The organism is Acinetobacter pseudolwoffii, assembly GCF_002803605.1.
Classification (GTDB): Bacteria; Pseudomonadota; Gammaproteobacteria; order Pseudomonadales; family Moraxellaceae; genus Acinetobacter; species Acinetobacter pseudolwoffii.
Genome location: NZ_PHRG01000012.1, coordinates 73644 through 87914 on the forward strand (window position 1 = coordinate 73644; position 14271 = coordinate 87914).

15 protein-coding genes and 1 pseudogene are annotated in these 14271 nt (G+C 41.5%); 3 read left to right on the forward strand and 13 right to left on the reverse strand.

The features are described from left to right. Nucleotides 1-32 precede the first annotated feature (32 nt). The 5 genes from CWI32_RS13925 to CWI32_RS13945 all read right to left on the reverse strand — a co-directional run bounded on the left by CWI32_RS13925 (nt 33) and on the right by CWI32_RS13945 (nt 5467). Complete coding sequence (locus tag CWI32_RS13925; protein WP_100535579.1) at nt 33-1295, reverse strand: carbohydrate porin; 1263 nt, start codon at nt 1293-1295, stop codon at nt 33-35. 161 nt (nt 1296-1456) lie between these two features. Next, on the reverse strand, nt 1457-2461 hold the full coding sequence (locus tag CWI32_RS13930) for a transketolase family protein (protein WP_100535580.1): 1005 nt from the start codon (nt 2459-2461) through the stop codon (nt 1457-1459). A gap of 13 nt (nt 2462-2474) precedes the next feature. After that, on the reverse strand, nt 2475-3320 hold the full coding sequence (locus CWI32_RS13935; RefSeq protein WP_100535581.1) for a transketolase: 846 nt from the start codon (nt 3318-3320) through the stop codon (nt 2475-2477). A 15-nt stretch (nt 3321-3335) separates the two neighbouring features. After that, nucleotides 3336-4634 carry an MFS transporter gene (locus CWI32_RS13940; RefSeq protein ID WP_213064372.1) on the reverse strand — a complete coding sequence of 433 codons (1299 nt, stop codon included), beginning with the start codon at nt 4632-4634 and terminating at the stop codon, nt 3336-3338. Nucleotides 4635-4717: 83 nt separating this feature from the next. Then, on the reverse strand, nt 4718-5467 hold the full coding sequence (locus tag CWI32_RS13945; protein ID WP_100535583.1) for an SDR family NAD(P)-dependent oxidoreductase: 750 nt from the start codon (nt 5465-5467) through the stop codon (nt 4718-4720). Between the two features lie 178 nt (nt 5468-5645). Between CWI32_RS13945 and CWI32_RS13950 the strand changes: the two genes are divergently transcribed. The 3 genes and pseudogenes from CWI32_RS13950 (at nt 5646) to CWI32_RS13960 (ending at nt 8171) form a co-directional block, all read left to right on the forward strand. Further along, a complete protein-coding gene (locus CWI32_RS13950; protein WP_100535597.1) occupies nt 5646-6533 on the forward strand; it encodes a LysR substrate-binding domain-containing protein in 888 nt (295 codons plus the stop codon). A gap of 1 nt (nt 6534) precedes the next feature. Then, a pseudogene (locus CWI32_RS13955) lies at nt 6535-6648 on the forward strand (IS6 family transposase); the annotation flags it as partial. A gap of 539 nt (nt 6649-7187) precedes the next feature. Then, complete coding sequence (locus CWI32_RS13960) at nt 7188-8171, forward strand: ion transporter (RefSeq protein ID WP_100535584.1); 984 nt, start codon at nt 7188-7190, stop codon at nt 8169-8171. 114 nt (nt 8172-8285) lie between these two features. Here the strand turns inward: CWI32_RS13960 and CWI32_RS13965 are convergent, their stop codons facing one another. The 8 genes from CWI32_RS13965 to arsC form a co-directional block, all read right to left on the reverse strand. Then, nucleotides 8286-9347 carry an ArsO family NAD(P)H-dependent flavin-containing monooxygenase gene (locus tag CWI32_RS13965; protein WP_004646562.1) on the reverse strand — a complete coding sequence of 354 codons (1062 nt, stop codon included), beginning with the start codon at nt 9345-9347 and terminating at the stop codon, nt 8286-8288. A 141-nt stretch (nt 9348-9488) separates the two neighbouring features. Further along, nucleotides 9489-10193, reverse strand: coding sequence for an arsenical resistance protein ArsH (gene arsH / locus CWI32_RS13970; protein ID WP_004280163.1), 705 nt, complete (start codon nt 10191-10193; stop codon nt 9489-9491). A 4-nt stretch (nt 10194-10197) separates the two neighbouring features. Next, nucleotides 10198-11238, reverse strand: coding sequence for an ACR3 family arsenite efflux transporter (gene arsB / locus CWI32_RS13975; protein WP_004280164.1), 1041 nt, complete (start codon nt 11236-11238; stop codon nt 10198-10200). 5 nt (nt 11239-11243) lie between these two features. Further along, nucleotides 11244-11717 (reverse strand): arsenate reductase ArsC, encoded by a 474-nt coding sequence (locus CWI32_RS13980; RefSeq protein ID WP_074382687.1) that lies wholly within the window; start codon nt 11715-11717, stop codon nt 11244-11246. Nucleotides 11718-11723: 6 nt separating this feature from the next. Further along, complete coding sequence (locus CWI32_RS13985; protein ID WP_005093699.1) at nt 11724-12044, reverse strand: metalloregulator ArsR/SmtB family transcription factor; 321 nt, start codon at nt 12042-12044, stop codon at nt 11724-11726. Between the two features lie 192 nt (nt 12045-12236). Next, nucleotides 12237-12476, reverse strand: coding sequence for a thioredoxin family protein (locus CWI32_RS13990; protein ID WP_005093701.1), 240 nt, complete (start codon nt 12474-12476; stop codon nt 12237-12239). Nucleotides 12477-12495: 19 nt separating this feature from the next. Beyond that, nucleotides 12496-13515 (reverse strand): permease, encoded by a 1020-nt coding sequence (locus CWI32_RS13995; RefSeq protein ID WP_081273077.1) that lies wholly within the window; start codon nt 13513-13515, stop codon nt 12496-12498. A gap of 286 nt (nt 13516-13801) precedes the next feature. Beyond that, nucleotides 13802-14236, reverse strand: a complete 435-nt coding sequence (gene arsC / locus CWI32_RS14000; RefSeq protein ID WP_005093706.1) for an arsenate reductase (glutaredoxin) — start codon at nt 14234-14236, stop codon at nt 13802-13804. Nucleotides 14237-14271 lie beyond the last annotated feature (35 nt).

The window sequence follows — 14271 nt, forward strand, 5'->3', positions numbered from 1 at the left end:
TTTCAAAAGCTGAAATAACAATTCATTAATTTTTAAAAAATAATTTTCGAACTGAAGCCTAGTACTAAAGCGTTATTTATATAATTGGTTGCACCTGGATGGATGATGTACTGCATATTTGGTCGTAGCATTAACCATTTAACAGGGAAGTAGGAGTAATTAATTTCGAAATTATATTCAGCATCTTCATTAATATTTGAATAGTTTGCACGGAATCGGTCGCTAACACTTATTCTGTTTATTGCTAATCCAAAAATATCATTTGCATGGGTATCTAAAAGACCAATATATTTCAAACCAACTTGTTGCATATTTCCAATTTTATTCGTAGTTTTATTATGGAAACTGAAGTTCATGAATCCATATAATCCTTGATTTGGTAAATTCCTAGACGATAACTGCTGTTCTACTCCTCCCCATACTCCATATGTATTATCTTCAGACTCTCCTGTTACGATGTCCTTTTGATTATCGGCCTCATCAGAAGTATTATAAAATGCTCCTATACGATATATTCCAGGCAAGTCATTAACTGCGTTTTTAGGCTGCCATACCAACTCGACAGGAATATTAAAACCGTCTGCATCTTTTGTATCTAGATTCCATCCTTCGTTTTCTTCCAAGTTTTTTGGGTTATATTCGAATACACCAAATTGAATAAAAGCTTCAGGATTAAAACTATATTTAGACATTACTGCCCACTGGCTTACAGGTGCATTAATCCATTTATTGCCTTGCCATTTCCCCATTTGTGCACCACAAAAAGAATTATTTTGAAAGTCACAAGACATCACATTGAAATAGGTTCCCATGGCAAAACGCCCAACTCGAATACTGGTAACTGCGTTACTGAAATTCTTTTCAATCGACAGTTCTGCAAGCCTTGTACCCGAATTACCCCGACCATAATTTGCCTGTACATTGGCCAATTGCGGTGCTTGCGGATCGGAAATCTGCTCTACTGATACACTTTGCCCTTGTCTTGCCATAATTAATACTCTGACACTCACCCCGTCTACATTTATCAATTTTTCTAAATCTAAAGTTGAACCGAGTGAAAACTGGCTAACATATGTTGGGTCTTGTCGTGGGGCATATCCACCATCTGCTAAATAAGCAATATCGAGATTGGAACTAGCATCAAATTTGATTCCTTTATCTGCTAAAGCTGTTCGTTTGCCATCCCAATCCCCTGTTAAATTTGTCCGATTTACATCAAATAAGTTCTCAGCAAAACAAGCTGTATTTGTTCCAATAAGTACACTAATAAGACATAAAAAATTACTTTTTTTCATTGCACAATCCCTGCAAATTTTGAATATAAGTTTCCCTAAACAGCTAATTGAATAAGCTATTTTGAATGATTAAATTGGATTAAAAGTGGTGTGATAAAATTGCAGCATGGCGGGACTCCTGTCATACACCATGCTCAATTCACTAACAGAGTTGGACTCTCTTAGGTTAAGTGATTTTTAATTTTTGCTTTAACGGCTTCTGTAGAAATACCATAACGATCATGTAGTGTTGGTAATGCGCCTGCATCTAAAAATGCATCAGGTAAACCAATCATATCAAAACGTGGATGTTGCCCATTTCTTAATAGCAAGGTTCCAACTGCTTCACCTAAGCCTCCAACCACAGAATGATTCTCAGCAGTTAAAACTGGACGACCTCCTTTAGCTACTTCGTCTAAAATGGTCTGTTCATCTAATGGTTTAATCGTAGGTACATGTAATACAGAAACCTCTACGCCTTCTTTTTCTAGCTCTTCCGCTGCCTCAAGCGCACGCATGGTCAGTAATCCGGTAGAAATAATCAATAGGTCTTTACCAGGCTTAATGACTTGGGCCTTACCCAATTTAAATTGGTAGTTATATTTATCCAGTACCAATGGAACTTGACCACGCAACAAGCGCATATAAACAGGACCTTGATGAGCAGCAATCTGCGGAATAGCCTGTTCAATTTCCAAGGCATCACATGGATCAATGATCATTAGATTTGGCATTCCACGGAAAATGGCAATGTCTTCTGTTGCTTGGTGACTTGGTCCATATCCTGTAGTTAAACCAGGAAGGGCTGCTACAATTTTCACATTTAGATTATCTTCGGCAATCGCCATACAGATAAAATCGTAAGCTCGGCGTGAAGCAAAAACAGCATAAGTCGTGGCAAAAGGAACGAAACCTTCTCGAGCTAATCCAGCAGCAGCGCTCATCAAGAGTTGTTCGGCCATTCCCATTTGAAAGAACTTGTCTGGATTTTGATTCGCGAAAATATGTAAATCTGTATATTTGGATAGATCTGCTGATAATCCAACAATATCATCACGCTCTTTCGCTAGTGCATTTAAAGCATGTCCAAATGGTGCAGACTTGGTTGGTTGCCCTTCTGCAGCAATAGAAGCAATCATGGCAGACGTTTTTAATTTTTTCTTAGGAGAGTTCGCTAATTGGCTCATGGATCTAGACTCCTTATTTGCCGTAATGGGTTAATATATTTAAAGCTTCATCCCATTCACGTTCATCCACGCGAATAAAATGTGTTTTTTCACGGCTTTCTAAAAATGAAACACCTTTACCCATTTTGGTATCGCAAATAATGACCCTTGGGCATGTTCCTTCGTGACTTTTCGCTTGATCGAAAGCATCAAGTAAAGCTTCCATATTGTTGCCATCTACGCGTTGGGTATACCAACCAAAAGACTGCCAACGATCTACAATCGGTTCAAAAGCTAGAATTTCACTTGAATGCCCATCGGCTTGCTGATTATTCACATCAATAATTGCGATGAGATTATCTAATTTCCAATGTGAAGCTGACATGACAGCTTCCCATGTCGAGCCCTCATTCAGCTCACCGTCTGATAGGAAGTTATAAACAAAAGATTCTGATTTCTTTTGCTTTAATCCGAGGCAAGCACCTACCGCAATGCCTAAACCATGACCCAATGAACCACCTGTGATTTCCATACCAGGGGTATACGTTGCCATGCCTGACATAGGTAAACGACTGTCATCAGAACCATAAGTTTCTAGTTCTTGAAGTGGAATAACTTTTGCTTCGATCAAAGCTGCATATAAAGCAATTGCATAATGACCTATTGAAAGATAAAAGCGATCTCGTCCTTCCCACTCAGGATTCTCAGGCTGATATTTCATTGCATGAAAATAAGAAACTGCAAGTAGATCAGCTGCACCTAAGGCCTGCCCAACATAACCTTGGCCCTGTACTTGTCCCATACGTAACGCATGTTGACGAATGTTATAGGCACGTTGCTGTAGTTCAGCAATACGAGCTTCTTTATTAATATTTGACATGATTAACTTCTCTTATTAACGATTAACAAGTTTTGCTGGAACGCGCGTTACCAGTGTGGCACCGACAAGTAAAACTGCTGTGATTAAGAACATACCTATGGCATTAGAACCTGTATTAGTCGTAATCCAGCCGATGAGAAATGGAGAACAAAATCCAGCGAGATTGGCAAAACTATTGATTCCAGCAATACCAGCAGCGGCTGAAACACCACCTAAAAAGTTGGTTGGCAACATCCAAAACAAAGAAGATGCAGTGAGTACACCCGATGCCGCAATACATAAACAAATCAGCGATAGGGTTAGATTTGAGGCAAACAATGTTGCGAAGGTCAGTGCAATTGCACCAGCACACATAGGAATAATTAAATGCCAGCGACGCTCTCTAAAGTGATCTCCGCTACGGCCTGCTAACAGCATTACAACTATGGCACACATATAAGGCAGGCTGGTCAACAAGCCAATATGCCAGTTGTCACTAATACCCGAGTTACGAATTAATGTCGGCAACCAGAAAGTAATTGCATATTGTCCCATTACGACACAAAAGTAGATTCCAGCAAGTAACCACAAGCGTTTATCACTAATGAAGTCTTTAATACTGCTATGCCCTTCTTTCTGCTGATTATCTTGTGAAATTTCTTGTTGAACTAAATTCTTTTCAGCACTTGTTAACCAATGTGCATCTTGAACAGAATCTTTAAGAACTGCGAGGACTAACAAACCAACAACCACTGTAGGTATAGCTTCAAGTACAAACATCCATTGCCAACCATGCCACCCTTGCACATTGTTCATTTGGTCCATGATTAAGCCAGATAGAGGCCCACCGATCATTCCTGAAATTGGAATCGCAATAAACCAAAGCACAGTCATACGGGCCCGACGATAAGAGGGGAACCAATATGTAAGATAAAGTAATAGACCTGGCGCTAATCCAGCTTCAGCAACACCAAGTAAGAAGCGTAAGGTATAGAATTGCCACTCTGTTTCAACAAATGCAAAACAGCCTGACAAAATACCCCATGTAATCATGATCCGAGCAATCCAACGTCGAGCACCAACTTTATGTAGCACAATATTGCTGGGTACTTCACATAAGAAATATCCTATAAAGAAAATACCTGCGCCAAGTCCATAAACAGCTTCACTGAACTGTAAATCACTCATCATTTGAAGTTTTGCAAAACCAACATTTACACGGTCTAGGTAAGCACAAAAATAACAAAGCATTAAAAATGGCATCAACCGAAATGCAATTTTTCGATATGCAGATTTACGAATAGCATCTGTATCAGATGAAAATACGGTATCCATCATGCGAGTCCCTTTACATTGGGCCACAATATCCTCTCGTGGCCATGTCTCTATTTCAAATTTTTTAATACTAATACTGAGTTTTAGTGAATCAGCATTCCGCCATTTACATCTAAAGTTACACCTGTTAAATAGGCTGATAGATCACTGGCTAAGAATAATGCTGCATTTGCAACATCTTGAGCATTACCTAAGCGACCAAGTGGAATACCTGCAAGAATGTCATGACGACGATCATCCTGCATTAGACCACCAGTAATATCTGTTTGAATCAGACCTGGTGTAAGTGAATTCACACGAATATTATCTGCACCAAATTCACGTGCCATCGCTTTACCTAATCCTAAAACCCCAGCTTTGGCAGCACTGTAATGTGGACCTCCAAAAATACCACCACCTCGTTGTGCCGAAACGGATGATAAACACACAATACTTCCTCCACCGTTTTCTTTCATTGAGGGAATTACAGCCTGAGACATAATGAGCGTTCCACGCAGACTGACATCCAAAATACGGTCATAATCATTGCGCTTGATATCTAATGTTTTTACAGGTTGGGTAATGCCTGCGTTATTGACCAAAATATCAATTTTTCCGTAGTGTTGAAGGGCTTGTTCCACAGCAGCGTATGCTTGTTCTTCATTAGCAACATTTGCTGCTAGACCTAAATGACCTTCACCCAATGCTTTAGCCGTATGCTGGCTTTGCGCGAGATCTAGATCAACAATAATTACTTTGGCGCCTTGCTGTGCAAAGACTTCCGCTGTTGCACGACCAATACCACGTTCAGATGCTGCACCTGTGATTAACGCTACTTTTCCTTGTAGTAACATGTCTATTCCTCTTTTCTTCAACATTTATTCATCGCTAGATTCTCTTTTTTCACAGTGAGCAGCAATAAGGTTAAACTCAACTAGGCATGAATAATATTCATGCCTATGATATTTTTAGTTAATATTCGAAAGAAAAATGGAATTTTAAATGAATAATAGTGAAAAAAATTACAACCAAGTGCCTGCAATAAAAACCTTACAAGCGTTTGAACAAACTGCTCGATTAGGAAATGTGGCAAAAGCAGCAGAGGTTTTGAGCCTTACACCATCTGCTGTCAGTCATCAAATAGCAAAACTAGAAGAAATGATTGGTCAAAGTCTATTTATACGTGGTGCAAGAGGTGTTACATTAACTCCTTCTGGGGAGCGTTATTATCAAGAAGTTACTAATATCCTGCATAGCCTTGTATTAGCTACTGAACAAGCATCAAATAACAGTCCAAAAGATAGCTTATATATCCATTCTTCTCCAAGTTTTGGCCTATTGTGGCTAATGCCACGCCTTGAATCATTTAAAGAAAAATACCCTCTCATTCAGGTGAACTTGTCCTGTTCTTATGAAAATCTTCATTTTACGCGTGATAAAATTGATATTGATATTCGTCATGGTATTTCGAATTGGACAGGTGTCGAAATTAGAACGGTTCGGAGTGAAAAATTAGAAGTTCTTGCATCGCCAAAATTACTTGAACGTAGTCCAGTATTTAAGCCCAAAGATTTATTAAAAAAAGAGCTAATTTTATCAAAATCCACTCTGGTGACATGGCCTCAATGGTTTGCACACCAAGGCCTAAGTATTCCTGAATTTCCTTATACTTTTAGTTTTGATCGCTCTTACATGTCACTTGAAGCAGCCACGCATGGCCTAGGATTTGTTTTAGAAAGCAACATACTTACTCAGAATTATTTGGAATCAGGAAAGTTGGTTAAAGTATTTTCTGATGATTTCTCTATAGCGATATCTGCTCATCACTTAGTTTATCCTCGCACGCATGAAAACATTATGAAAGTGAACCATTTTTTAAACTGGATTAATGAAGAAATTAACAAAAGTAGTGAATGGTAAAACTTTTAAAAGTATTGAAGTCATGCGTGCACTACGTAAAGGACAACCATCGTCATTCTATTATGGTCAGCCTCAGGGTGAAGTGTGTCTAATCAACAGGGTTTCCGGTCTCTAAGCACTTTTTAAAGGGAACATCATCGACTCAAATCTCTATTTGCAACAGTGCCTCTCCGACAATCTTGGTACAGTTCAACTTGATGATATATAAATTTTTACCATATGGTAAATTTTTATTTTAAATTAAATTTATTGAAACCAAAATCTAGGTGACTTTTATAAAATAAAAAATCTAAAAAAAGTGACCAAAACAACATTAAATGATCTAAATTGATCAAAACTTTAATTCATAAAGACTCATATACTACCTTTTAAATCATATGCTTATAATTATTATCACTTGATGTAATGAATCTCGGTGACCTTGCCAAGGTTGGGAAATTTGTTGAAACAGTATTGTATCGGTATCGTTCAGGTATTCCGTAGCGAGATTTACCAGAACGCTTTGGGGATTTTAGAGTCGTGCACACTCACTTTAGCCCTAAAAATCCAGGATAATCACCGCTCCACAGTTGTGATTAATTTTTTAAAAATTTCCTTTCGATGCCCAGGCTTGCGCTAAACTCAAAGCATCTTATCGCACCGTAATGCACTGTTATGGAATTCAAGGCCTGGTATAAGCTTCACAGATTTATTTACGACAATTTGCATAATGAAGAACACGAAAGCATCTTAAGTCGCGTCATCAATATATTTCTGATCGTATTGATTATTGGGAATACTGCTGCCGTTTTACTTGAATCGATCAATGACCTCTATCAATCCTATCAGCTGCTGTTTGATGCCTTTGAATTATTCTCGATCTTTATTTTTACCCTGGAATATTTATTAAGATTTTGGGCCATTGCGGAAAAAGACCCTTTTGAAGGTGCATGGAAAAACCGATGGTTATGGATCCGTAGTGGCGGTGCCATCATTGACCTGTTGGCGATTCTCCCGGCCTATATTAACTTCTTTGTGCATCTCGATTTACGCTTCCTGCGAATCCTTCGATTATTCAGATTACTCAAATTAACCCGTTATTTCGTCTCCCTGCAGATTTTATTGCGGGTGATCAAGCGCGAAAAGGGCTCATTTCAGGCGGTTATTTTTATCCTACTGATCATGATCATCATCGCGGCGGCTGGAGTATATGTGGTTGAAAATAAGGCTCAACCAGAAGTCTTTAGCTCCATCCCTGCATCCATGTGGTGGGCAGTGGTGACACTGACCACGGTCGGCTATGGCGATGTGACACCAATCACCCCCTTAGGCCGCTTTCTAGGGGCTTTAATTACTATTTTAGGGGTAGGTCTGGCAGCGCTTCCTGCGGGTATTCTGGCAAATGGTCTGGCCAATGAGCTGAGACAGCGCAAGCACAAACTGGAATTAAGATTTCGTGAACTGCTCGATGATGCAGAAATTGACTTAATTGAAGATCAAGAAAAAATTGAAATTTTACGTAAAGAAGTCGGACTGAGCAAAGAACAAATGCAGGATATCCTGTTAGAACTTATTCATGAGCGTAAGAAAGAACAACTCGAGCAGGAAAAAAACAAATATTTCTTCTGTCCACATTGTGGGCATAAGTTACCTGATTAAATTCGAACGTCAATGCAAGCGTATCATCACGAGCATCAGACCATCGGGTATGACGCTCGTTGCAGACAGATACTATTCACTCAATCCACTCGACTGAATCAGGATCAAATCCTCTCAGGCCAAAAATGCAGCGATGTCTTCCGCTACTGCCCGAGCTGTCCGGGAAACCCCGACCAGCGTGGCCGAAGCAGCACCTGTCCATTCTCCATAGCCCACCAGCCATAAATTTGGTACCTGAACAGAGCGGCCATTCTGAACCGCAATGGTCTGGTCCGGCTGGATAATTCCGAGGCTGCTGAGGTGATTCAGCGCCGCCTTAAATCCTGTACACCAGATCACCACATCCACATGCGCTGTGCTGCCATCTTCCCAAATCACGCCATGTTCTGTAAAAGCTGAAAATGGACGCCTGCTCTGCAAAATGCCTCGCTCACGTGCATCTTTAACTGAATCAATCATGACAATATCACCCAACCCCCCAATGGGCTGCTCAATCTTTCTACCTTCCTGCTGGGCTTTCAGGCGCTCAGTCGCCCTTAAGAACAGGACACGGCCATCGACATCATCTGCCAGAAACTGCGGCGGTGTCTGGGTGATCCAAAGCGTTTCGGCCACCTGAGATACTTCTGCCAAGATTTGTGCACCAGAGTTACCGCCACCCACCACCATGACTTTCTTGGTTTTAAATAACTCAGCATTTTTATAATCTGCGGAATGCAGTTGTACGCCCTGAAAATGCTCACGGCCGGCATACTCGGGAATAAATGGTTGGCTCCATGTCCCTGTAGCGCTTACCACCGCTTTGGCTTTCCAGGATTGTTCCCCGGCATAAACCTCTAAATACTGGCCCTTACTTTCCACGCGTTCCACACGCACCGGACGAACGACAGGAAAGTGATAGCGCTGCTCATAGGCGGTCAAATAATCGATCACCTCATTGCGGGTCGGATAGGTCTGTTCGGTCGCCGGCATCATCCAGCCTGACAGCGAACTCCAGCTATTCGGGGAGAAAAGGCGCAAGGACTCCCAGGCATGCTGCCAGGCACCTCCAGGCTGAGGCTGATCATCTAGGATGATAAACGGAATGTTCTTACGCTTTAAGAAATAAGCCGTGGACAAACCGGCCTGTCCACCACCGATGATGATCACATCAACTTCAGCTTGTAATTGAGCCAAAATATTTCCCCCCTTCTTTATTGTCATCAAATAAAAACCCAGCCTGCTTATCAGACTGGGCGTATTTCATAAAATTTTCAAGCGTTTAAATTAGCCTTCCATTGCTCAAGATACTTTTCAGTCTCTCTGATCACCTAGAATTTATAAACTACGCTGATTTACCCGTTTGGAAAGCTCTTCAGCCGATTCCTTGCGTTCCGAATAACGGTTGGTCAAATAAGCACTTTGCCCACGGGTTAGTAAAGTAAACTTATACAGTTCTTCCATCACATCGACAATCCGGTCATAGAATGCTGATGGCTTCATTCGTCCATCTTCTTCAAATTCCAGGAATGCTTTTGGAATTGAAGACTGATTTGGAATCGTGATCATCCGCATCCAACGCCCCAAAACACGCATCTGGTTCAGACTATTAAAGGACTGTGATCCCCCACTGACTTGCATCAAGGCAAGGGTTTTTCCCTGAGTGGCACGAATTGCACCCCCTGCCAGTGGAATCCAGTCAATCTGGGATTTAAAGATGGAACTCATAGAACCATGGCGTTCCGGTGAACACCACACCATACCTTCAGCCCATGCCAGAAGCTCATGCAGTTCTTTTACTTTTGGATGTTCAGTATCAGCATCTTCCGGTAAAGGTAGCCCTTTCGGATGGAAGATTTTTACTTCTGCCCCAAAATATTCAAGGATTCGACCAGCTTCAAGAACTGCAAGGCGACTGTAAGAACGTTCCCGATTAGATCCATAGAGCAGTAAAATCCGAGGAGGATGAGCTAGTTCTTTGGCTTGGACTTTTTCAAAGGTGGGTTGTTCAATAAGATTTGGATCTACGTTAGGCAGGTTCATCGGATCAAGCCTCTTTAAAATATTTCTTTCTTAGCCACAGTGAAACACTCACTAAAGCAATTAACACAGGTACTTCAACCAATGGCCCAATAATCGTGGTAAAAGCAACCGGCGAAGCGATACCAAAAGTTGCAATAGCGACTGCAAGTGATAATTCAAAATTATTTCCAGCAGCAGTAAATGAGATTGCAGCAGTTTTTGGATAATCATTGCCCATCCATTTACTCATAAAGAAGCTAATAAAGAACATGGCCACAAAGTAAATGATTAAAGGAATCGCGATGCGTAAAACTTCCAGTGGAAGACTTACGACATCACCCCCTTTTAAGCTAAACATCGCCAAAATCGTAAACAGCAAAGCCATCAAACTCAGCGGGCTGATTTTTGGAATGAACTTGTTTTGATACCATTCTACGCCTTTTTGTTTCACCAAAATTAAGCGCGTTAAGAAACCCAATAAGAACGGAATTCCAAGATAAACCAGAACAGCATGGGTAATGGTCCAGAAGCTAAGATTGATCACTTGAGCTTCAATACCAAAATATGGCGGAAGGAAGGTCAGGAATAACCAGGCATAGGTACTGAAGAATAAAATCTGGAAAATACTGTTAAACGCCACCAATGCTGCAACATATTGGTTATCACCACAGGCCAGACCATTCCACACCAGTACCATGGCGATACATCGAGCTAAACCAATCAGGATCACGCCTGTCATATACTCTGGATAGCTATGCAAAAAAATCACAGCCAACGCAAACATCAGTACCGGAGCAATCAACCAGTTTTGAATTAAAGATAGCGTCAGGGTTTTTTTATCCTTAAACACTTGTGGCAAGGTCGCATAATCCACTTTTGCCAGGGGTGGATACATCATCAGAATCAGACCAATCGCGATTGGAATATTGACTGAATTAATACTGAATTGATCCAGAGCAACCGATGCTTGAGGGAAAAAGTTTCCTATTGCGATGCCTAACGCCATGGCAATAAAAATCCACAGCGTCAGGTTGCGATCTAAAAAGGACATGCGTTTTTCAGACATGTGACTTACTCAACATTCGAAATTTGATTAATCGCTGCAATCAATTGTGAGCGAGAAAGTTCATCTACGTTAAGTTTAAACAAAGTATCCAGGCGACGATTGATATGTTCAACAGTGTTCATAAAGGCTTGCATTTTTTCTTCTTTATCCACCTCTAAATGTGACGGATCAGACAGGCCCCAGTGCGCCTTGATCGCTCCGCCAAGATAAAGAGGACACGCTTCCTGTGCAGCCGCATCACAGACGGTAATCACCACGTCTGGCTGATACTGTTCACAGGCATCAATCGTCTTGCTGGATAAGCCTTTAGTCGACAAGCCCAGATTGTGCAGGGTTTCAAGCGTCAAGGGATGCACCTGACCGGAAGGTTTGCTGCCAGCACTGTAAGCGACCCAGCCTTCTGGCGCACGGCTATTGAACAACACTTCAGATAGAATGCTGCGGCAACTGTTCCCCGTGCATAAAAACAAAAATTTCATGAAAACTTACTCGCAATGGCTCTGAATCGATAGAGCGGAAGAATCAAATAAAACCGGAACGTCACTACGTTTCAGTACGTCCAGAATTTCAAAGCACCAGGCCGGTAATTGCGGATTGAGGCTGTAGTACACCCACTGGCTTTGCCGACGATCGTTGAGCAGACCGCAAGACCGCAACAAGGCCAAATGCCGTGAAATTTTTGGTTGGCTTAACTGCAGTTTATCGGTCAGATCACAGACGCATTGCTCTTTATTTTCCGCAATCAGCAGGACAATACTGAGACGTGTTTCATCAGATAAACATTTAAAAAACTGAACGTGGTCCATAGCTGCTCCCCTTCTATTATGCAAATATATACATATCCATATATATAGTAAATAGTACAAGTGAAAAATTATATCTGGATCAGGATATCACAGCCAGAAAGCGCTGGATTTAACAGTTTCCCTCTTCTTCCAATATAGAAAAACCAGCGACTTGAACCACTGCTTTTCTTCGCTACAACTTTAATTTTGAAGTTATTTATTTTTCTCGATCAGTTCCGCGATAGCCTGAGCTTCCAGAATTTTACCACTCGATACGATTTTACTGTCAATCATCAGACCCGGTGTGCTTAACAGTCCGGTTTCGGCAATCTGCATCATATCCGTGACATACTCAATGTCCGCTTTGACACCGGTGCTTTTCACTGCTTCTTCAGTTGCAGCCAACAGGGCCTTACATTTACGGCAGCCTGTACCCAAAACTTTAATTTTCATCTTTTATTCTCCATACATTTTATAAAAACCAGTCACCCAAAGTATTCAGGCTATAGCCAATAATCAAGATTCCCACAAAAACGATCCCTATAAACAGGCTCAATAAGCGGGTTTTCACCACCTGTTTTAACAGGATCAGGGATGGCAGGGAAAGTGCTGTTACCGCCATCATAAAGGCCAATACCGTCCCCAACCCCACACCTTTCACCACCAAAGCTTCTGCAATCGGCAAAGTGCCAAAAATATCTGCATACATCGGTATGCCTATGATTGTAGCAATCAGTACGGAATACCAGTGATCCTGACCAAGCAAGGCGGTAATCCACTGTTCAGGAATCCAGTTATGAATTGCCGCGCCAATCCCTACGCCAATCAACACATACATCCAGACCTTGCTAAAGATTTCCACCACCTGTTCCCAGGCAAATTCCCGGCACTCTTTCGCAGACATTTTAAAATCTTCATCACCCTGAGCTGTACTATTTTGCGTAACAAATTCAGCGACATACTTTTCCATTTTGAAAAAGCTGATGAGTGATCCACCAATAACTGCCAAAATCAGACCAAGAACCACATAGATCATGGCAATTTTCCAGTTAAAAATACTGGCCAATAAAATAATCGAAGCCAGATCGACTAAGGGAGATGAAATCAGAAAGGAAAAGGTCACCCCCACAGGCAGTCCGGCACGGGTAAAACCGATAAACAGCGGAATGGAAGAACAGGAACAAAATGGGGTAATGGTGCCGAGTAAAGCTCCCATGATATTGGCTTTGATCCCGGTCATGCGTCCCAGAATCTGCCGGGTGCGTTCAGGCGGAAAATAACTCTGGATATACGACAGGCTATAGATCAGGACTGAGAGCAGAATAAAGATCTTAAAAACATCATAAATAAAGAAGTGAATACTGCCACCGAGCCGGGTCACCACCGATAAACCGAAGACATTTTCGACCAGCCAGCGCACGCCTTCCGAGAGCCAGGTCATTTTAAGCAGCACATCATTCAGCCAGGCAAAAATCGCGATTATGCTTTCCATTTAAAGCTCCTGGTTTTAGGGGGATGAGATCAGGTCGATGCACTCATCGGCAGATTTTTGAACCATTGACCTGCGCAACAGTTTCCAGTCGGTAGCCTGTGTAAGATTTGAAAAATGGTACTCTCTGTCAAAACCTGATACGGGGAAACTGCCTGCTGATGATCCAATTCCTTTATCCTTCAAGAACCTATTTCATTCAGTATGTAAATGATATGGATCATCGTCCATGTGTTTTTCAGATAAAAAAGCTCCAATCAAGTTGAAGCTTTTTCGTAGGGGGGACACTTTATTTTACCCGATTGCCCTGTTGATCCACGATGATTTCACCGTCTTCTTTGGCAAAGGCTTTTAATTGTGGCGAAGGCAGAATATCCAGTACCACTTCCGATGGGCGGCATAATCGGGTTCCAAGCTCGGTAACCACCAACGGGCGGTTGATCAGGATCGGATGTTGCAGCATGGCATCAAGCAGTTTCTCATCGCTCCAGCCGGCATCATCTAGATTCAGCTCGGTATAGGGATCGACATTTTTACGGAGCGCATCTCTTACCGATAAACCTGCATCAGAAATCAGTTGAATCAGCTCATCACGAGAAGGAGGCGTAACTAGATATTCGATCACTTCAGGCTCAATTCCCGCATTGCGAATTAAAGCCAGCGTATTGCGTGAGGTACCACAGGCTGGATTATGATAAATTTGGACTTTTGGCATTTGATCCATGAGCTTTACTCTTATCAATGAATCATAGCTTTATA

Coding starts and splice junctions, on each gene's coding strand:
- CWI32_RS13940 (WP_213064372.1), bottom strand. CDS start 4,634: ATGGATACCGTATTTTCATCTGATACAGATGCTATTCGTAAATCTGCA.
- CWI32_RS13930 (WP_100535580.1), bottom strand. CDS start 2,461: ATGAGCCAATTAGCGAACTCTCCTAAGAAAAAATTAAAAACGTCTGCC.
- CWI32_RS13980 (WP_074382687.1), bottom strand. CDS start 11,717: ATGAAATTTTTGTTTTTATGCACGGGGAACAGTTGCCGCAGCATTCTA.
- CWI32_RS13925 (WP_100535579.1), bottom strand. CDS start 1,295: ATGAAAAAAAGTAATTTTTTATGTCTTATTAGTGTACTTATTGGAACA.
- CWI32_RS13995 (WP_081273077.1), bottom strand. CDS start 13,515: ATGGAAAGCATAATCGCGATTTTTGCCTGGCTGAATGATGTGCTGCTT.
- arsH (WP_004280163.1), bottom strand. CDS start 10,193: ATGAACCTGCCTAACGTAGATCCAAATCTTATTGAACAACCCACCTTT.
- CWI32_RS13990 (WP_005093701.1), bottom strand. CDS start 12,476: ATGAAAATTAAAGTTTTGGGTACAGGCTGCCGTAAATGTAAGGCCCTG.
- CWI32_RS13945 (WP_100535583.1), bottom strand. CDS start 5,467: ATGTTACTACAAGGAAAAGTAGCGTTAATCACAGGTGCAGCATCTGAA.
- CWI32_RS13960 (WP_100535584.1), top strand. CDS start 7,188: ATGGAATTCAAGGCCTGGTATAAGCTTCACAGATTTATTTACGACAAT.
- arsC (WP_005093706.1), bottom strand. CDS start 14,236: ATGGATCAAATGCCAAAAGTCCAAATTTATCATAATCCAGCCTGTGGT.
- CWI32_RS13935 (WP_100535581.1), bottom strand. CDS start 3,320: ATGTCAAATATTAATAAAGAAGCTCGTATTGCTGAACTACAGCAACGT.
- arsB (WP_004280164.1), bottom strand. CDS start 11,238: ATGTCTGAAAAACGCATGTCCTTTTTAGATCGCAACCTGACGCTGTGG.
- CWI32_RS13985 (WP_005093699.1), bottom strand. CDS start 12,044: ATGGACCACGTTCAGTTTTTTAAATGTTTATCTGATGAAACACGTCTC.